General features: G+C 74.4%; 17 protein-coding genes and 2 tRNA genes. 13 read left to right on the top strand and 6 right to left on the bottom strand.

Annotated elements, in window-relative coordinates; genetic code table 11:
- Positions 1-13: 13 nt before the first annotated feature.
- On the bottom strand, positions 14-415 hold the full coding sequence (locus DMP17_RS27765; protein ID WP_226368149.1) for a DUF6924 domain-containing protein: 402 nt from the start codon (positions 413-415) through the stop codon (positions 14-16).
- A 30-nt stretch (positions 416-445) separates the two neighbouring features.
- Between DMP17_RS27765 and DMP17_RS27770 the strand changes: the two genes are divergently transcribed.
- Positions 446-799 (top strand): hypothetical protein, encoded by a 354-nt coding sequence (locus tag DMP17_RS27770; RefSeq protein ID WP_226354615.1) that lies wholly within the window; start codon positions 446-448, stop codon positions 797-799.
- Between the two features lie 115 nt (positions 800-914).
- Here DMP17_RS27770 and DMP17_RS27775 read toward each other — a convergent pair whose 3' ends face one another.
- Positions 915-1,739, bottom strand: coding sequence for an oxygenase MpaB family protein (locus tag DMP17_RS27775; RefSeq protein WP_337831044.1), 825 nt, complete (start codon positions 1,737-1,739; stop codon positions 915-917).
- 111 nt (positions 1,740-1,850) lie between these two features.
- On the opposite strand from DMP17_RS27775, the gene DMP17_RS27780 reads away from it, so the two are divergent.
- Complete coding sequence (locus tag DMP17_RS27780) at positions 1,851-2,258, top strand: YccF domain-containing protein (RefSeq protein WP_226354617.1); 408 nt, start codon at positions 1,851-1,853, stop codon at positions 2,256-2,258.
- 9 nt (positions 2,259-2,267) lie between these two features.
- Here the strand turns inward: DMP17_RS27780 and DMP17_RS27785 are convergent, their stop codons facing one another.
- Positions 2,268-3,524: a M18 family aminopeptidase gene (locus DMP17_RS27785; RefSeq protein ID WP_226354618.1), complete on the bottom strand. Its 1,257-nt coding sequence runs from the start codon at positions 3,522-3,524 to the stop codon at positions 2,268-2,270.
- A gap of 19 nt (positions 3,525-3,543) precedes the next feature.
- Here DMP17_RS27785 and DMP17_RS27790 point away from each other — a divergent pair, with 19 nt between their 5' ends.
- The 4 genes from DMP17_RS27790 to DMP17_RS27805 are packed head-to-tail and all read left to right on the top strand — an operon-like array spanning position 3,544 to position 8,078.
- Positions 3,544-5,046 carry a GMC family oxidoreductase gene (locus DMP17_RS27790; protein ID WP_226368152.1) on the top strand — a complete coding sequence of 501 codons (1,503 nt, stop codon included), beginning with the start codon at positions 3,544-3,546 and terminating at the stop codon, positions 5,044-5,046.
- Entirely contained in the window at positions 5,039-5,515 is a 477-nt protein-coding gene (locus DMP17_RS27795) for an SRPBCC family protein (protein WP_226354620.1), read from the top strand. The genes DMP17_RS27790 and DMP17_RS27795 overlap by 8 nt, the downstream gene beginning before the upstream one ends.
- Positions 5,512-6,021 carry a GNAT family N-acetyltransferase gene (locus DMP17_RS27800; protein WP_226354621.1) on the top strand — a complete coding sequence of 170 codons (510 nt, stop codon included), beginning with the start codon at positions 5,512-5,514 and terminating at the stop codon, positions 6,019-6,021. The genes DMP17_RS27795 and DMP17_RS27800 overlap by 4 nt, the downstream gene beginning before the upstream one ends.
- 26 nt (positions 6,022-6,047) lie before the next feature.
- Positions 6,048-8,078 carry a M3 family metallopeptidase gene (locus tag DMP17_RS27805; protein ID WP_337831045.1) on the top strand — a complete coding sequence of 677 codons (2,031 nt, stop codon included), beginning with the start codon at positions 6,048-6,050 and terminating at the stop codon, positions 8,076-8,078.
- 68 nt (positions 8,079-8,146) lie between these two features.
- Here DMP17_RS27805 and DMP17_RS27810 read toward each other — a convergent pair whose 3' ends face one another.
- The gene (locus DMP17_RS27810) at positions 8,147-9,742 is read right to left on the bottom strand and encodes a family 16 glycosylhydrolase (RefSeq protein WP_337831046.1); all 1,596 of its coding nucleotides are present in this window, start codon (positions 9,740-9,742) and stop codon (positions 8,147-8,149) included.
- Positions 9,743-10,217: 475 nt separating this feature from the next.
- On the opposite strand from DMP17_RS27810, the gene DMP17_RS27815 reads away from it, so the two are divergent.
- Entirely contained in the window at positions 10,218-10,892 is a 675-nt protein-coding gene (locus DMP17_RS27815) for a response regulator transcription factor (protein WP_218899298.1), read from the top strand.
- Between the two features lie 10 nt (positions 10,893-10,902).
- Here DMP17_RS27815 and hisC read toward each other — a convergent pair whose 3' ends face one another.
- Complete coding sequence (gene hisC / locus DMP17_RS27820) at positions 10,903-11,955, bottom strand: histidinol-phosphate transaminase (RefSeq protein WP_337831047.1); 1,053 nt, start codon at positions 11,953-11,955, stop codon at positions 10,903-10,905.
- A gap of 59 nt (positions 11,956-12,014) precedes the next feature.
- On the opposite strand from hisC, the gene DMP17_RS27825 reads away from it, so the two are divergent.
- On the top strand, positions 12,015-12,716 hold the full coding sequence (locus tag DMP17_RS27825; protein ID WP_226354625.1) for a dienelactone hydrolase family protein: 702 nt from the start codon (positions 12,015-12,017) through the stop codon (positions 12,714-12,716).
- Here DMP17_RS27825 and DMP17_RS27830 read toward each other — a convergent pair.
- Positions 12,688-13,305: a TetR/AcrR family transcriptional regulator gene (locus DMP17_RS27830; protein WP_226354626.1), complete on the bottom strand. Its 618-nt coding sequence runs from the start codon at positions 13,303-13,305 to the stop codon at positions 12,688-12,690. The two genes, DMP17_RS27825 and DMP17_RS27830, sit on opposite strands and share 29 nt — an antisense overlap.
- A gap of 97 nt (positions 13,306-13,402) precedes the next feature.
- On the opposite strand from DMP17_RS27830, the gene DMP17_RS27835 reads away from it, so the two are divergent.
- From DMP17_RS27835 to DMP17_RS27855, 5 genes are all read left to right on the top strand, one after another.
- Positions 13,403-14,449, top strand: a complete 1,047-nt coding sequence (locus DMP17_RS27835; protein ID WP_337831048.1) for an aldo/keto reductase — start codon at positions 13,403-13,405, stop codon at positions 14,447-14,449.
- A 91-nt stretch (positions 14,450-14,540) separates the two neighbouring features.
- Positions 14,541-16,547 (top strand): acetoacetate--CoA ligase, encoded by a 2,007-nt coding sequence (locus tag DMP17_RS27840; protein WP_337831049.1) that lies wholly within the window; start codon positions 14,541-14,543, stop codon positions 16,545-16,547.
- Positions 16,548-16,646: 99 nt separating this feature from the next.
- Positions 16,647-16,736: transfer RNA gene (locus tag DMP17_RS27845), tRNA-Ser, on the top strand.
- Positions 16,737-16,805: 69 nt separating this feature from the next.
- Positions 16,806-16,878, top strand: a tRNA-Arg gene (locus DMP17_RS27850).
- A 125-nt stretch (positions 16,879-17,003) separates the two neighbouring features.
- Entirely contained in the window at positions 17,004-17,384 is a 381-nt protein-coding gene (locus DMP17_RS27855; RefSeq protein ID WP_226354629.1) for a MerR family transcriptional regulator, read from the top strand.
- Positions 17,385-17,423 lie beyond the last annotated feature (39 nt).

Here is a 17,423-nt window from a genome sequence, read left to right on the forward strand (position 1 = left end):
GCGGAACGCGCCCTCAGCAGAACCCGCGGAACGTCCGGTCGGGCTGCAGCTCCGCGTGGTCGGCGTGGTCGGCGAACCCGGCGCGGGGCGACGGGAAGCCGGAGAGCACCGCGGCGGCGATCCGGAACGTCCGACCCGGCTCACCCCGCAGGTCGGCGACGACGACCGGGAAGTCGTGGTCGGCCAGTGCCCGCTCGTCGACGACGAGCAGCAACGGGTGCCGCACGGGCAGCCCGTCCTCCAGCGCGAACGTCACCACCCGCTCCACCGACCAGTCGGTGAACATGTCCTCCATGACGACGTCGAACGACGTGCCGGTCGCCAGCAGGATCCCGAGCAGCTCGTTCCACAGGCCCTCGCCGGTGTCGGTGCACGTCCGGACCAGCGGCGTACGACGCGTCTCGGGGAACTCCACGGTCGTCATCCTCCGTGACAGGGTGTCCGGGTGAGCAGCGCACCCAGCGTGGACGGCCGCCGGTTCGCCGGCGTGAGCAACTCCGGGGACGGTGAGGTCGGGCGGACCACCGTCTTCGACTACCACGAGGCCGACGGCCTGATCTGGGCCGAGTACGCCGGTGGCGCCGTCCGGCTGGGCCGGCTGGCCGGTACCCGCGACGGCGACGTCCTGCGCTTCCGCTACGTGCACGTCTCCACCGACGGAACCTCCAGCTCGGGTCGCTGCGAGGCCCGCCTCGAGGTCCTCGACGACGGCCGGCTGCGTTCCTATGAGACCTGGGCCTGGGAGTCGCGGCCGGGCACCGGGGAGAGCGTCGTCGAGGAGATCACGGGTCGAACGTGAGGGTGAGCGAGCTGCGGTGGGCCCCGGACGGGCCGTCGTCCTGCGGGGTCGGCCGCGTTCCGCGGAACGCGACGCCGTCCTGCTCACCCGGCCGGGCGGGACGAGGGACCGTCGGTCACCCGGATTCCGCGGCCGCACGGCTGCTCCGCACCAGCCGTCGCGCCTCCTCGATCTCCGGCGGCCCCGGCACGGCCGGCAGCACCCCGGTGGCGGTGCGGAGCCCGCGCAGCGTGAGCGTCGTGGACCAGTCGGTCGTCGGCAGGCCGGGCAGCCCGTAGAGGCGCCGGGCCCAGCGCGGCAGCGTGGCCAGGGCGAGGGTGGACAGGCCCGCGATCCCGAGCCGCACCTGCAGCGGCGCCGCGCCCTGCGGGGCGAACAGGTTCCCGGCCGCGCGGCGGGCCTCGTCGGTCATCCGCAGCCGGGGGCGCACCGCGGCCATGTACTCGGCCATCTCGGCCACCGACGACGGCACGGTCGCCGGGTCGATGCCGACCACCTCGGCGGCCCGGACGCTCTCGGCGACGTAGGCGTCCGCCGCGTCGTCGTCGAGCAGGCCCGACCGGCGGGCGACGTCCAGGTAGGACTCGATCTCCGCGGCGTGCACCCAGAGCAGGCCCTCCGGGGCGTCGATCCGGTAGCTCTCCCCGCTGTCGGGGTCGTGCCCGCGCAGCCCGGCGTGCAGTCGCCGGACGCGGGCGCCGGCCCGGTCGACGTCGGCCAGCGGTCCGAACGTGCGGGTTCCGACGAACTCGACGGTCCGCTGGAACCGTGCGTAGGACTTCTTCGGGTCGAACAGCGCCGAGTTCTGGTACGTCCCGCGCATCACCCGCGGGTCCAGCGACTGCAGCAGCAGCGCGCGCATCCCGGCGACCCACATCACGGGTTCGAGGTGCACCCGCCAGGTCACCGAGCGGGGGCCGAACAGACCGTGATCCACCATGTGCTCCAGGACACCCCGCGCGGAGCGGGAGCGCACGTCGATCACCGGACCCGGGGTCGGCCTCCGGGACATCCCGGAGGGGGAACCGGCCGGCTCGGGCATGCTGGAACCATGCTCCGCCTCATCCTGAACGTGGTCTGGCTGGTCCTCTCCGGCTTCTGGCTGTTCCTCGCCTACACGGCCGCCGGGATCGTCGCCTGCGTGCTGGTCGTGACCATCCCGTTCGGCATCGCCTCGTTCCGGATCGGGCTCTACGCGCTGTGGCCGTTCGGCCGCGACGTCGTGCGCCTCCCCACCGCGGGGGCCGCGTCGACCATCGGCAACGTGCTGTGGATCGTGCTGTTCGGCTGGTGGCTGGTGATCGGGCACATCGCCACCGCCCTCGCGCTCGCCGTCACGATCATCGGGCTGCCGCTGGCCTGGGCGAACCTGAAGCTCATCCCGGTCTCGCTGCTGCCGCTGGGGTCGCGGATCGTGGACAGCGACACCTACATGCCGGGGCAGCCCGTGCTGCGCTGACCGCGGGCCTCAGCCGGCGTCGGTCAGGAACTCCACACCCGCCCGGGCCAGCAGGCCCGGGTCGTGCACCCCGCACAGCTCGCGCGCCGAGTGCATCGACAGCACCGGGATGCCGACGTCGACCGTCCGGATGCCCAGCCGGGTCGCCATGATCGGCCCGACGGTGGACCCGCACGGCACCGTGTTCTTCGAGACGAACACCTGGTTCGGCACGTCCGCGGTGCGGCAGGCCCGCTTCCAGGCGGCCGCGCCCGGCGCGTCGGTGGCGTAGCGCTGCACCGCGTTGACCTTCAGCGACGGCCCCCGGTTCGGCACCGACAGGTGGTCCGGGTCGTGCTTGTCCAGGTGGTTGGGGTGCGCGGCGTGCGTGACGTCCACCGACAGGCAGCGCGACCGGGAGAACACCGCGTGCCGCTCGTCGAACCCGCCGGCCAGCCGGGTCAGCACCGTCTCCAGCAGCGGCCCGGCGGCGCCGGTCGCGCTGGCCGAGCCGATCTCCTCGTGGTCGAACCCGACGAACACCGGGACGGTGCCCGGGTCGCGCTCGACGGCGGTGAGCAGCGCGCTGATCCCGGCGTGCACCGAGGCCAGGTTGTCCAGCCGCGGGGCGGCGAGCAGCTCGTCGTCGCGACCGAGGGTGGCCGGCGGGGTCAGGTCGTAGGTGAACAGGTCGTGCGCCGCGACGTCCTCGGGGTCCTCGCCGACGCGCACGGCGAGGAACTCCACCAGGTCGCCGCCGTCCGGGTCGCCGAGGCCCCAGATGGGGAGCAGGTGCCGCTGCGGGTCCAGGGTCAGGCCCTGGTTCACGCCGCGGTCGAGGTGGATCGCCAGCTGCGGGATGCGCAGCAGCGGCCGGTCCACCCGGACCGGGACGACCCGGCCGTCGTAGAGCGCGAGGCGCCCGGCCAGGCCGAGGTCGCGGTCCAGCCACGAGTTCCACAGCGCACCGCCGTAGACCTCCACCCCGACCTGGCGCCACCCGGCCACGCCGCCGTCGGGGTTCGGCTTGACCTTGAACCCGGGCGAGTCGGTGTGCGCGGCGAAGATCCGCAGCGGGGCGCCCGGACCGGACGCGGGCTGCCACCAGGCCAGGACCGTGCCGTCGCGGACCAGGTAGCGGCCGCCGGGACCGTCGGCCCACGGCTCGTCCTCGCGCTGCTCGGTGAAGCCCGCCGCGGACAACCGGCGGACGGCCTCGGCCACCGCGTGGTACGGCGACGGGCTCGCGGTGAGGAACGAGGCGAGGTCACGTGCAGCGTCGGTCACGTGGGGCATCCTGGCAGCAATGACCGAGAGCTTCGACGTGGTGGTGGTGGGTGCCGGGTCCGCCGGGTGCACGCTCGCGGGCAGGCTCGCCGGGCGCGGGCTGCGGACGGCGCTGGTCGAGGCGGGTGACGTCGTCGTCCCACCGGACTCGACGCCGATCGCCTCGCTCGCCGCGACCGCCCCCGGCCACGTCCTGAACTGGGCCTACCGGGCGACGCTGTGCCAGGGCCGGGAGTGCACCGTGCCGCGTGGACGCGTACTGGGCGGTTCCGGCGCGATCAACGGCGGCTACTTCGTGCGGGCCGTCCCGGCCGACTTCGCGGACTGGGGCGTCCCGGGCTGGTCCTACGACGACGTCCTGCCGTTCTACCGGCGGCTGGAGCGCGACCTCGACTTCTGCACCTCCGACCGGCACGGCGACGCCGGTCCGCTGCGCATCTCGCGGCCCTCGGGCCGGCTGCGGGCCGCGACGACCGACCCGTTCCTGGCCGCCTGCCTCGCGCTCGGCTACCCCGAGGAGCCGGACAAGAACGCCGGTGGCCCACCCGGTGCGGGTCCGATCCCGACCAACGCCGTCGACGGGCGCCGGGTCAGCGCCGCCACCGCCTACCTGCCGCCGCCGTGGGGGAACGCGGAGTGGAAGGACGCGCTGACCGTGTTCGGCGGGACCCCGGTCGAGACCCTGGTGCTCGACGGCGACCGGGTCATCGGCGTGCGCGTCGGCGGGCGCACCCTGCACGCGGCCGAGACCGTCGTGACCGCGGGCGCGGTCGGGACCCCGGCGCTGCTGCAGCGCTCCGGGATCGGGCCGGAGGACACCCTGCGGGCCGCGGGCGTCGCAGTGGCGCACGAGCTGCCCGGGGTCGGGCGTGGCTGGTCGGACCACCCCGCGGTGTTCCTGCCGTTGCGCAGCGGGCTGCCGGACCCGCCCGCCGACGCCGTCGCCGCGCAGGCCGCGCTCAACCTCGACTCCGGGACCGACCCGGCCGGTGACCTGGAGATCCTGCTGTTCGCGCACCCGTTCGCACCCGGCGGGCCGGCGCACCTGATGTGCGCGGTGCAGCGCCCGGACAGCCTCGGGATGCTCGCCATCACCTCCCCGGACCACGACGACCCGCCCCGGCTGGACTTCCGCTACCTCCGCACCACCTCCGACCGGCACCGGATGCGGGCCGCGGTGCGGATCGCCGCGGAGATCCTGCGCGCCGCGGGCTGGGACCGCGCGGGCCCCGACGACGGCGGCCCCGCCGGCTGGGAGCTCGGCAACGACACCCGGCTCGACGGCTGGATCCGCGACCACCTGACGACCTCGGTGCACCTGTCCGGCAGCGCCGCGATGGGCACCGGGCCGGACGCCGTCGTCGACGCCGGCCTGCGGGTGCACGGCCTGACCGGGCTCCGGGTGGCGGACACCTCGGTCCTGCCCCGCGCGCCGCGGCGCGGACCGGCCGCGACCGCGATCATGATCGGGGAGCGCGCCGCCGACCTGGTGTGCGGCATCGAGGGGGAACACCGTGCATGACGAGGTCACCGTCCACATGGCGGCGCCGGCCGAGCGGATCTGGGAGCTGGTCTCCGACATCCGCAACACCGGCCGGTTCTCACCCGAGACCGTCGACGCCGAGTGGCTGGGCGGCGCGACCGGCCCGGCCGTCGGTGTCCGGTTCCGCGGCAAGGTCGTCCGCAACGGACGCGGCCCGACCTACTGGTCGGAGTGCCGGATCACCGCCTGCGAGCCGGGCTCGGAGTTCGGCTTCGTCGTGCTCGTGGCCGGGCGGCCGATCAACCACTGGCACTACCGCTTCACCCCGGCCGCCGCTCCGGACGGTACCGACGGCACCGACGTCACCGAGTCCTTCCGGCTGGAGCCCTCGGCCGGCACCCGGCTCTACTGGGCACTGCTGGGGTGGGCCCGCGGGCGCACCAACCGCGAGGGGATGCGGACGACCCTGGAACGCATCCGCGCGGTGGTGGAGGATCCCGCGGTGTGATCCGTCCCGCCCGCGTCGCCGACGTCCCCGCCCTGCGTGAGATCGAGCGCGCCGCGGGCGAGCCGTTCCGGGAGATCGGGCTCGACGTCGTCGCCGACGAGGAGCCGCCACCGGCCGCGGTGCTGGCCGCGTACGTCGTGGCGGGGCGGGCGTGGGTGGACGAGAGGAGCGCAGGCGCCGGGCTCGTCGGGTACCTGATCGCCGACCTCGTCGACGGCTGTGCGCACGTCGAGCAGGTGTCGGTGCTGCCGTCGCAGCGCGGACGGCGGATCGGGGAGGGCCTGGTCGAGCACCTCGCCGGCTGGGCCCGTGACCGCGGGCTGCCCGCGCTGACCCTCACCACCTACCGGGACGTGCCGTGGAACGGCCCGCACTGGGTGCGGCTCGGCTTCCGTGAGCTGATCGCGCCCGGCCCGGGGCTGCGCGCGATCCGGGAGCACGAGGCCGCGCGCGGTCTCGACGTGTGGCCGCGGCTCGCGATGCGCCGTGAACTGGCCGGTTCCTGACGGTCCCCGGCCGTAGGGTCGGGCCCATGAGCAACCCGTTCCTCGCCCCGAGCGCGCTGCCGTGGGGGCTGCCCGACACCTCCCGGATCACCGACGAGCACTACCTGCCCGCGTTCGAGGCCGGGACGGCCGAGCAGCGCGCCGAGGTGGCGGCGATCGTCGCGGGGGAGGGCGGGCCGACCTTCGACGACACCGTCGTCGCCCTGGAGCGCTCCGGTGCCACGCTGGACCGGGTGGCGCGGCTGTTCTACACGCGCGTCTCGGCGGACTCCTCGCCCGCGGTGCGCGAGATCGAGGCGCAGGTCGCGCCGATGCTCGCCGCCCACGCCGACGCGATCGCGCTGGACCCGGGCCTGTTCGCCCGGATCGACGCGCTGTACGCCCGTCGCCACGACCTCGGTCTCGACGCCGAGTCGCTGCGGCTGCTCGAGCGCCACCACCGCGACATGGTGCGTGCCGGGGCCCGGCTCGGCCCCGACGAGCAGGCCCGGCTGCGGGAGCTGAACGCGGAGCTGTCCGGGCTCACCACCCGGTTCGGTGCGGCGCTGCTGGCCGGGGCGAACGCCGCGGCCGTGCACGTCACCGACCGCGACCGGCTCGGTGGCCTGTCCGACGACGCGGTCGCCGCCGCCGCGACCGCCGCGGCCGAACGCGGCCACGACGACGGCTGGCTGATCACCCTGGTCCTACCGACCGCGCAGCCCGCACTCGCGGTGCTCACCGACCGGTCGCTGCGCGAGGAGCTGTTCCGTGCGTCCACCGGGCGCGGGCAGGGCGGCGAGCACGACACCCGTGACACCGTCCTCGCGATCGTGCGGCTGCGCGCCGAGCGGGCCGCGCAGCTCGGGTACCCCGACCACGCGTCGTACGTGATCGACGACGCGACCGCGGGGACGGCGGAGGCCGCCGTCGCGATGCTGGAGTCGCTGGTCCCCGCCGCCGTCGCCAACGCCGACCGGGAGGCCGCGGAGCTGGCCGGCGGTGTCGAGGGCGACCTGGAGCCGTGGGACTGGGCGTTCGAGGCGGAGCGGGTGCGCCGCGAGCGCTACGCCGTCGACGACGCCGCGCTGCGCCCGTACCTGGAGCTCGACCGGGTGATCACCGACGGCGTGTTCCGCGCCGCGTCCGGGCTGTACGGGATCACCTTCACCGAGCGCACCGACCTGCCCGCCTACCACCCGGACGTGCGCTGGTGGGAGGTCCGTGACAGCGACGGCGAGCCGCTCGGGCTGTTCGGCGCCGACCTGTGGGCGCGGCCGTCGAAGCGCGGCGGGGCGTGGATGAACTCGCTGGTCGACCAGTCGTCGCTGCTCGAGACGCGGCCGGTCGTGCTGAACACGCTGAACCTGAACAAGCCTCCGGCCGGGGAGCCCGCGCTGCTCACCCTCGACGAGGTCCGCACGCTGTTCCACGAGTTCGGGCACGCCCTGCACGGGCTGTTCTCCGAGGTGGAGTACCCGACGTTCTCCGGGACGTCGGTGCCGCGCGACTTCGTCGAGTTCCCCAGCCAGGTCAACGAGATGTGGCTGGAGGACCCGCAGGTCCTCACCTCGTTCGCCCGCCACCACGTGACCGGCGAGCCGCTGCCCGACGAGCTGCTGGCCGCGTCGCAGTCCGCCCGCGGGTACGGCGAGGGCTTCGCGACGACGGAGTACCTGGCCGCGTCGCTGCTGGACCAGGCGTGGCACCGGCTGTCCCCGGCCGAGGCCGCCGGGATCACCGACGTGCTCGCGTTCGAGCAGCAGGCGCTGGAGGCGGCCGGGGCCGCGCACCCGCTGGTCCCGCCGCGCTACCGCAGCACCTACTTCAACCACGTGTTCGGCGGCAGCGGGTACGCGGCGGCGTACTACTCCTACATCTGGGCCGAGGTGCTCGACGCCGACACCGTCGCCTGGTTCGGCGAGCACGGCGGCCTGCGCCGGGAGAACGGCGACCGGTTCCGCCGCGAGGTGCTGTCCCGCGGCGGTGCCGTGGACGCGATGGAGGCCTACCGCGCGTTCCGCGGCCGTGACCCGGAGATCGCGCCGCTGCTGGCGCGGCGCGGTCTGGCCGGCTGACCCGGTACACACGACCGCCCGCCGTCCGGTGGGGAGCGCCGGGCGGCGGGCGGTCGTGGTGCGGAGTGCTACTTGTACTGGCGCATCCAGGCGACCCGCATCTCCGACGGCTCCGGCGAGCCGCCGTCGGGGAAGTAGTCGAGCTGGATCGTGGCGTGCATCGGACCCGGGGGGAACGTGTTCGGGTCCTCGGAGCGGAACCACTCGACGCCGTCGACGTAGCCGACGATCGCGTCCGGGGTCCACTCCACGGCGTAGTTGTGCCACTGGGTGATGTCGAGCTGCTTCTTGGCGTCCTTCTGCGAGTTCGAGCTGCCGTAGTGCAGGAAGAAGGACACGTCGTCGCTGGCGCTGGTGGTCTCGGCGAAGTCGATCTCGCCGCCCTCCGGCCAGGACACCTCGCTCGGCCACAGCAGCAGCACCGGGTGGTACTGCTTGTCGCCCTTGGGGAACTGGGCGCGCATCTCCCACTTGCCGTACTTCTGGGAGGTGCCCCAGGCCATGCCGCCGGTGTTGCCCTGCGAGTCGCCGCGGATGACGAGGTTGCCGTTCTCCACCGAGATCGCGTCGGAGGTGCGGCGGCCCTGGCCGTCGTGGCCGGCGCCGTTGTACGGCGACCAGTTGCTCCCCAGGGTCGACCCGAGGAACTCGTCGCCACCGATGGCCTGCCAGCCCATCTTGAGCGCGGCCTGGATGCCGTCGCCGGCGACCTGGACGGCGCCACCGACCGGACCGGCGGCGGGGGCTCCGCCCGAGTTCCCGGAGCTCCCGGAACCGCCGGAGCTCGCGGCGGCGCGTGCCCGCTCGGCGGCCTCGCGGCGGCGCTCCTCGGCGCGACGCTCGGCGGCCTCCTGCGCGGCGAGGGCCTGGCCGATCTGACCGGACGCGCCCTGCGCGGCGTCGCCGAGTGCGGAGCCGCCCCCGTTGGCCAGCACCGGCCCGGCGGACAGCGCGGTGTCCGACGCCGACCGGCGCGACGAGTCGTTCACCATCGCCGCGGACAGCGACGGGTCCTCGGTGCCGGGCTGCAGCAGCGTCAGCACCATCGTCGCGGCGAGCACCGCGGCGGCGCCGACGCCCAGCGGGGCGAACCGGCGGACACGGGATCGGGCGGGGCGTGACCGGTCGATCGCGACGACCGAGCCCGTCCCCGACACCTCGGGTTCGTGCAGGCCGGCGATGGCCCCGCCGGTGACCTCGGTGCGCGGCGCGGGCACCTCGGCCTGCGGGGCCACGGGCTCCTCGGCCGGGGACGACCCGCCGAACAGCTCCACACCGGACAGTCCGGCCGCCGACGACGGCGCCGACCGCCGCGCCCGACGACCCGGGGTCCGGGTGGTGGGCACGGCGTGCGCGCCCGTCCCGGTCACCGCGGTGTCCCCGGCGGCGGCGTGGGAGCCGCTGCCGGTCGCGCCGCCGCCCGGCGCCCACGGGCCGGGGTCGGCCGTGGCGGCCCAGGTGATCCGCCCGGCGTCCGCCGTCGTGGCACCGGTGGGGGAGTCCGCCGTGACGGCGGCACCGGTGTCGTCGGGGGTGTCGGGGTCGGTGTGGTCGTACCCGGCGTCGAGGACGCGGTGCCGCCCGGAGGCGCTCACCCGGTCCTCGAGCAGGGTGGCCGCGGGCACGGCGGATCGGGCCGCGTCGTCCGCCGGGGCGGAGGACACGGCATGCCTGCCCCGGGGAGACGGCACAGAGGGGGAGCTGTGCTCGGCGGCGAGTCGCGCGATCAGGTCGCGGGGGTCGACCTGATCAGCCGCAGCGGAACTCTTCCGTCGCATGAGGAGGGACTCTAGGTAGGGTGACCGAGTGTGAACACCCTCGCTGAGAAGGGTGGTTGCGTCTCCGCGCCGACAGGTCGACGGAGAGCGCCGAAGAGCAAGATCCCGCCATTTCGGCAGTAATGCTGGGCCGAACAGAGCAACGGGACTCTCAGTATCACTCGTTCGGGCTAAGCGGTCACGGTACGTCGCACCGTTAGCCGATTGTGACGGGCTGCCGGTCGAGGAACAGTGGCCGTGCCTCCCCGGTGCTCCCCGCACGACCTCCCGAGCTCCCCGCTCCCCGACCTCCGCAGGATCTGTGAACGATCACGCTCCCCCCGTCTCGCCGTCCCTCCCGATCCCCGCACCCCGTGCCGAGATGCGCGCGCTCAGCGTGCTGCTGGCCCTGCCGCCGTCGGCGGGCACCGCCTCGCTCGGCCGCGGGCTGCGCCAGGACCTCGCCGCCGAGGGCGTGGACCTCGTCGTCGTCGCCGACGGCATCGAGCTGCTGGACACCCTGCGCTCCCGCGGCGCCGACCTGCTCGTGCTCGACATGGAGCTGCCGGGCCCCGAGCCGTCGGTGCTGCTCGGGGCCGTGCAGTCCGAGTCCCCGCCGACCCCGGTGATCACCGTCGTGCCGCGCGAACGGCGGGCCGGGGTGATCGGCATGCTGCGCGGCGACCGCGACGACTTCCTAATCCGGCCGTTCGTCCCGGACGAGCTCGCGTCCCGGATCCGGCTCCGGCTGCGTGCCGCCGCGGGGCTGCCCGCACCGACGGTGCTCGGGCACGGCGGCCTGTCCGTCGACGTCGACGCCGGCCAGGTGTTCGTCGACGGCCGCCGGGTCGCGCTGTCCCCGACCGAGTACGCGCTGCTGCTCGCGCTGGCCGAGCAGGCGGGCGAGCCGGTCGCGCTCGACGACCTGGGCCGCCGGGCCTGGACCGAACCGGTGTCGGCCAACCTGGTGCAGGTCTACGTGTCCTACCTGCGGCGCAAGATCGGTCCCGAGCGGATCAGGACCATCCGGGGGCTGGGCTACCAGCTGGACGGCTGAGTCGGGGCTCTCAGGATCCGAAGGACGACGCGACGTCGAGCAGCAGGTCGTTCTCCTCCGGCGTGGACACGGTGACCCGCACCCCGTCGGTGGCGAACGGGCGCACGATCACCTTCCGCTCGCCGCAGTGCGTCGCGAACGCCGCGGTCCGGTCCCCGAGCGGCAGCCACACGAAGTTCGCCTGGGTCTCCGGCACGGTGAACCCGGACCCGCGCAGCCCGGCGGCCACCCGGCCCCGCTCGGCGACGACGGCGGCGCAGTCGGCGAGGATCTCCTCCCGGTGCTCCAGCGCGGCGACGGCACCCGCCTGGGCGACCGAGCTGACCCCGAACGGCGGCGCCACCTTGCGCAGCGCGGTCGCGATCTCCTCGGAGGTCAGGGCGTAGCCGACCCGCAGCCCCGCCAGCCGGTAGGCCTTGGAGAAGGTGCGCAGCACGACCAGGTTCGGGTGGTCGTCGAGCAGCGGCCGGCCGCTGACGGCGTCGGGGTCGGTGACGAACTCGGCGTAGGCCTCGTCGAGCACCACCAGCACGTCCGACGGCACGGCGCCCAGGAACCGGACGAACTCGTCGCGGTGCACGGCCGGGCCGGTCGGGTTGTTCGGGCTGCACACGAACACCACCCGGGTCCGCTCGGTGACGGCGGCGGCCATCGCGACGAGGTCGTGGCGGAAGTCGGGGTCCAGCGGCACGGTGCGGATCTCCGCCCCGCCGATCTGGGTCACGATCGGGTACGCCTCGAACGAGCGCCAGGCGAACAGCACCTCGTCGCCGGGGCCCAGGCAGCCGATCTGCACGAGCTGCTGGCACAGCGTCACCGAGCCGCAGCCGACCGCGACCCGCTCGGGGGCCAGGGCGTACAGGTCCGCGATGCGTCCGGTTAGCTCGACGACGCCGAGGTCCGGATACCGGTTGCCACCTGCGGCGGCGCGGGCGATGGCCTCCAGCACCGCTGGAGCGGGCGGCGCGGCGACCTCGTTGCTCGCGAGCTTGATCGCCCCGGGGACGGTGCGACCCGGCACGTAGGCGGGCAGGGTGTCCAGATCGGGACGGATCAGCGTCATGACGGCAACGGTATCCGCCGGGGGTCGAACCCGGGCCCGTGCTCTGGTTGAGTGACGTCATGACGACGACCGCTGTCCGGACCGAGGGCGTGCCGCTGACCGACGGGGGCGAGCTGCGCCTGACCGTGGCCGAACCCGACGGTCCGGTCCGCGGCGGTGTCGTCGTCCTGCAGGAGGCACGGGGGGTCACCGACTCGATCCGGCTGCTCGTCACCGGCCTCGCCGCGGACGGCTGGCTCGCCGTCGCCCCGCACCTCTACCGCGACGCCGGCGCGGGCGGCGACCTCGCCGACGGCTCCGACGCCGAGGTCGCCGAGCACGTCGGCAGCCTCGAGCCGCGCCAGGTCATGGACGACTGCGACACCGCGTTCGGCTGGCTGGGCGACGTGGGCATCGAGGCCGACCGGATGGGCGTGCTCGGGTTCGACCTCGGGGGCACGGTCGCGCTGCACGTCGCGGCCAACCGCACCCTCGGCGCGGCGATCACGGTCGCGGGTGGCGGGATCGAGTCGTCGCCGTGGTCCAGCCTGCCCGCCCTGGTCGAGACCGCACCCGAGCTGACCTGCCCCTGGCTGGGCATCTACTCGGAGGCCTCCGACACCGACGCCGTCGCCCGCCTGCGCGACGCCGCGGCGTCCTCGGGGAAGGCGACCGACGTCGTGATCTACCCGAGCACCGGCTACCGCTTCGACGACGACCCGGAGTCGGCCGCCGAGGCGTGGCAGCGGGTCCTCAACTGGTTCGACGCCCACCTGCGCTGACGAACGCCCCGGCCCGCGCGGCGGCTGCGGCCACGGCGGCCGCGCGGTGGGCGTCCGCGGTGTCCGGCTGCGCCCCCCTGGTGAGGAGCTGGTGGTAGAGCGGGGCGGAGACCGCCCGGACGACGGCGGCCGCGTCGGTGCCCGCCGGTAGCTCGCCGCGCGCCACCGCGTCGGTGACACACGGCTCCCAGACCGCGGTCCGGGCGTCGTAGAAGCCGCGCAGCGCCCGTGCGGTCCCGGCGTCGTCGACGGCGGCGCAGATCAGCGCGGTGAGCAGCCGTCCCTGCCGTGGGTCGGCCAGGGTGGACCGGACCAGCTCGGCGTTGGCCAGGAGGTCGCCGTCCAGCGTCCCGGTGTCCGCCCGCGGCGCGGAGGTCTCGACCATGTCCGACACGAGGTCGGCCAGCACCGCGGGGACACTGCCCCAGCGCCGGTAGACCGTCGTCTTGCCGACGCCGGCCCGGCGCGCCAGCTCCGCGAGGTCCAGGCCCGGCAGCCCGAGCTCGATCAGGGCGTCGCCCGCCGCGGACAGCACGGCGGAACGGACCCGCGCGGTCCGGCCCCCCGGCCTGCTCATCTCCGGTGCCACGGCCCCCACCCTAGCCCTTGACGGGACCGGGGTTCCGTTTGGCGTGCCCGTGGGCTAGCTTCAAAAGGAACCAGCGTTCCGTTAGTGAGGAGTGGGCATGGAGTACCGACGGTTGGGCCGCAGCGGGTTGCAGGTTCCGGTCCTGAGCTTCGGCGCCGGCACGTTCGCCGGGCGCGGCGACCTGTTCGGGGCGTGGGGGTCGGTCGACGTCGCCGGCGCGCGCCGGATGGTGGACCGGTGCCTCGACGTGGGGGTGACCCTGTTCGACACCGCCGACGTCTACTCCGACGGCGGGTCGGAGGAGGTCCTCGGGGCGGCGCTGCGGCACCGCCGCGACGAGGTCCTGATCTCGACCAAGGCCGGCCTGCCGACCGGCCCCGGCCCGAACGACGCGGGCACCGGGCGTTCCCGCCTGGTCCGCGCCGTCGAGGACGCGCTGCGCCGGCTCGGGACCGACCGGATCGACCTGTTCCAGCTGCACGCCTACGACGCGGGTACCCCGCCCGAGGAGGTGCTCGCGACCCTGGACGTGCTCGTCCGGTCGGGCAAGGTGCGCTACACCGGCGTCTCCAACCACCCCGGGCGACGGCTGGTGCGGACCCTGGACCTGGCCGACCGGCACGGCTGGCCGCGGCCCGTCGCGCACCAGGTGTACTACTCGCTGGTCGGCCGCGACTACGAGTGGGACCTCATGCCGCTGGGTCACGAGGAGGGCGTCGGCGCCCTGGTCTGGAGCCCGCTGGGCTGGGGACGGCTCACCGGCCGGGTCCGGCGGGGCGCCCCGCTGCCCGCGGGCAGCCGGCTGCACACCACCGCCGAGGCGGGCCCGCCCGTCCCCCACGACCTGCTGTTCGACGTCGTCGACGTGCTCGACGCGATCGCCGCCGAGACCGGCCGCACGGTGCCGCAGATCGCGCTCAACTGGCTCACGACCCGCCCGACCGTCAGCTCGGTGATCGTCGGCGCGCGCGATCTCGGTCAGCTGGAGGACGACCTCGGCGCGGTCGGCTGGCGTCTCGACGACGACCAGGTCGCCCGTCTGGACGCGGTCTCGCACCGTCCTGCGCCGTACCCGTACTTCCCGTACGAGCGGCAGGAGGCCTTCGCCCGGCTCGCGCCGCCGCCCGTCGGCGCCCCGGCCTGACCGTCCCCATGTGACGGGCACCCTGTCCCGGGGGGCCGGAGTGGGGTCCGGCCACTGGTGCGCGGCCGGGGCCGTCGGGGATGCTCGGGGCATGCCGCCCGTGTCGTCGCCGCAGACCGTCACCGATCCGGACACCCCCGAGCTCCTGTGGAGCCCGGACCCGGACCGGTTGGCGGACACCGAGATCGTCCGGTTCGCGACCTGGGCGCGTGACGAGCGGGGCGCCCCGCTGTCCGACGTCACCGACTACGCCGAGCTGCACACCTGGTCGGTGACCGACCTGGAGGGCTTCTGGTCGGCCGTCGCCGAGTACTCCGGCGTGCTGTTCCACGACGAGCCGACGGCGACGCTCGGCTCCCGCGACATGCCCGGCGCGCAGTGGTTCCCCGGCGCGACCCTCAACTACGCCGAGCACGCCCTGACCCCGGGCCCGGGCCGCGCCGACGACGACGTCGCGGTCGAGTTCGTCCGCGAGGACGGCCTCGAGCGCACCGTCACCCACGCCGAGCTGCGCGACCAGGTCGCCCGCGCCCGCGCCGGGCTGGTCCGGGCCGGCGTCGGGCAGGGGGACCGCGTCGTCGCGCTCGCCCCGAACAGCGTCGAGACCCTCGTCGCGTTCCTGGCCGCGGCGAGCCTCGGCGCGATCTGGTCGTCCTGCTCGCCGGACTTCGGGGCCCGCGCCGTGCACGACCGCTTCGCCCAGATCGAGCCCGCCGTGCTCGTCGCCGTCGACGGCTACCGCTACAACGGCAAGGGCTTCGACATCCGCGACAAGGTCGCCGACCTGCGCGGACAGCTGCCGACGCTGCGCGCGACCGTCCTCGTGCCCTACCTCGACCCCGACGCGACCCTCGACGGCACGACGACCTGGGCCGAGTTCACCGCCGAGGCCGGCCCGCTGGAGTTCACCGCGGTCCCGTTCGACCACCCCCTGTGGGTGCTCTACTCCTCGGGCACCACCGGCCTGCCCAAGGGCATCGTGCACGGCCACGGCGGCATCGTCGTGGAGCACCTGAAGGCGATGCGCCTGCAGCACGGGCTCGGGCCGGGGGAGCGGTTCTTCTGGTTCACCACCACCGGCTGGATGATGTGGAACTTCCTGGTCGGCGGCCTGCTCGTGGGCGCGACGATCGTGATGTTCGACGGCAGCCCCGGCCACCCCGACCTCGGCGCGCTGTGGGCGCTGGCGGCGAAGCACCGGGTGTCGCTGTTCGGTGTCTCCGCGCCGTACGTGCAGTCCTGCATGAAGGCCGGCCTGCGCCCCGGCGACGACCACGACCTCTCCTCGGTGCGCGCCCTCGGCTCCACCGGCGCGCCGCTGTCGGTCGACGGGTTCCGCTGGATCGGGGAGGCGGCCGGGTCGCACATCCAGATCTGCTCGGTCTCCGGCGGCACCGACGTCTGCGCGGCCTTCCTCACCAGCGCCCCCACGGTGCCGGTGTGGCTGGGTGAGCTGTCCTGTGCGGCGCTCGGCGCCGACGTCCGGTCCTGGGCCGAGGACGGCACCGACCTGCTCGACGACGTCGGCGAGCTGATCATCACCACGCCGACCCCGTCGATGCCGGTCATGTTCTGGAACGACCCGGACGGCACCCGTCTGCGCGAGTCCTACTACGAGGACTTCCCCGGCAACTGGCGGCACGGCGACTGGGTGCGCCGCACCCCGCGCGGCTCCTACGTCATCTACGGCCGCTCGGACTCCACGCTCAACCGTGGCGGAGTCCGGATGGGCACCGCGGACTTCTACGCCGTCGTCGAGAGCGTCGACGGGGTCGCGGACTCCCTGGTGATCGACACGACCGCGCTCGGCGAGCGCGAGGAGGGGGCCCTGCTCTGCTTCCTCGTCCTCGACGACGGTGTCGCGCTCGACGACGTCGAGCCGACCCTGCGCTCGCTGCTGCGCAAGGAGCTCTCGCCGCGGCACGTGCCGGACCGGTTCGTCGTCGTCGACGCGGTGCCGCGCACCCTGAACGGCAAGAAGTGCGAGGTGCCGGTGAAGAAGATCCTCGCGGGCACCGCGCCGGAGAAGGCGGTGTCGGCCGGCGCCCTCCAGAACCCCGACGCGCTGACCCCGTTCGTGGCCCTCGCAGGGTCCTGACCTGCGCCGGACCGGGGTCCCCCGGCCAGGGGGACCCCGGTTCCGGGCGGCCGGAATGCCCGTGTAGTGTTGCCTTCGCTGGTGGCCGTCAGGCACCGGGGAGGCTTCGCCTAGTCTGGTCTATGGCGCCGCACTGCTAATGCGGTTTGGGGTAACCCCCCATCCCGGGTTCAAATCCCGGAGCCTCCGCACCGGCACGGCGGTGGGGACACCGGTCGCCGGCCGACAACTGAAGATTGCTACGCTGGAGACAGCAACGCGCCCGTAGCTCAACGGATAGAGCATCTGACTACGGATCAGAAGGTTAGGGGTTCGAATCCCTTCGGGCGCACACATCGAGATCCGGCCCTGACCAGCAGTGATGGTCAGGGCCGCTTTCTTTTCCGGCCCCACGGCCGGCCAGGCCTCGGTCATGATGGCGGCCGGGACCCGTGGCCCGAGAAGGTGGGCGAGCAGATGAAGATCGGTGAGCTGGCGGAACGCACCGGCGTCAGCGTCCGGATGCTGCGGTACTACGAGCAGCAGGGCCTTCTGGCCTCCACCCGCAGCACCGGTGGTCAGCGCCTGTACGGCCCCCACGGGCCCGAGCGGGTCGAGCTGCTGCGCACGCTGTTCGCGGCCGGGCTGTCGAGTCGCACCATCGCGAGCCTGTTGCCGTGCGTGGACACGCCGGGTCCGCAGACCGCCGACGAGGCCTACGCGACGATGCGCCGTGAGCGGGACCGGCTCAGTGCCGCGATGGCGACGCTGGCGACCGCGCGGGACGCCCTGGACGGCCTCATCGCCTGCAACTCCGAGCACCGGGCCACGCTCGCATCGACACGACGCACCGCCTGAACGTCCGCCCACCGCGATGACCCGGGTCACGATCGCTGG

It is taken from the genome of Pseudonocardia sp. TMWB2A, from assembly GCF_017312135.1.

Bases quoted from the DNA above. Each gene is read 5' to 3' on its own strand.
- DMP17_RS27780 (WP_226354617.1), top strand. From the start codon at position 1,851: ATGCTCCGCCTCATCCTGAACGTGGTCTGGCTGGTCCTCTCCGGCTTC.
- DMP17_RS27835 (WP_337831048.1), top strand. From the start codon at position 13,403: ATGGAGTACCGACGGTTGGGCCGCAGCGGGTTGCAGGTTCCGGTCCTG.
- DMP17_RS27805 (WP_337831045.1), top strand. From the start codon at position 6,048: ATGAGCAACCCGTTCCTCGCCCCGAGCGCGCTGCCGTGGGGGCTGCCC.
- DMP17_RS27775 (WP_337831044.1), bottom strand. From the start codon at position 1,739: ATGGTGGATCACGGTCTGTTCGGCCCCCGCTCGGTGACCTGGCGGGTG.
- DMP17_RS27825 (WP_226354625.1), top strand. From the start codon at position 12,015: ATGACGACGACCGCTGTCCGGACCGAGGGCGTGCCGCTGACCGACGGG.
- hisC (WP_337831047.1), bottom strand. From the start codon at position 11,955: ATGACGCTGATCCGTCCCGATCTGGACACCCTGCCCGCCTACGTGCCG.
- DMP17_RS27855 (WP_226354629.1), top strand. From the start codon at position 17,004: ATGAAGATCGGTGAGCTGGCGGAACGCACCGGCGTCAGCGTCCGGATG.
- DMP17_RS27840 (WP_337831049.1), top strand. From the start codon at position 14,541: ATGCCGCCCGTGTCGTCGCCGCAGACCGTCACCGATCCGGACACCCCC.
- DMP17_RS27790 (WP_226368152.1), top strand. From the start codon at position 3,544: ATGACCGAGAGCTTCGACGTGGTGGTGGTGGGTGCCGGGTCCGCCGGG.
- DMP17_RS27815 (WP_218899298.1), top strand. From the start codon at position 10,218: ATGCGCGCGCTCAGCGTGCTGCTGGCCCTGCCGCCGTCGGCGGGCACC.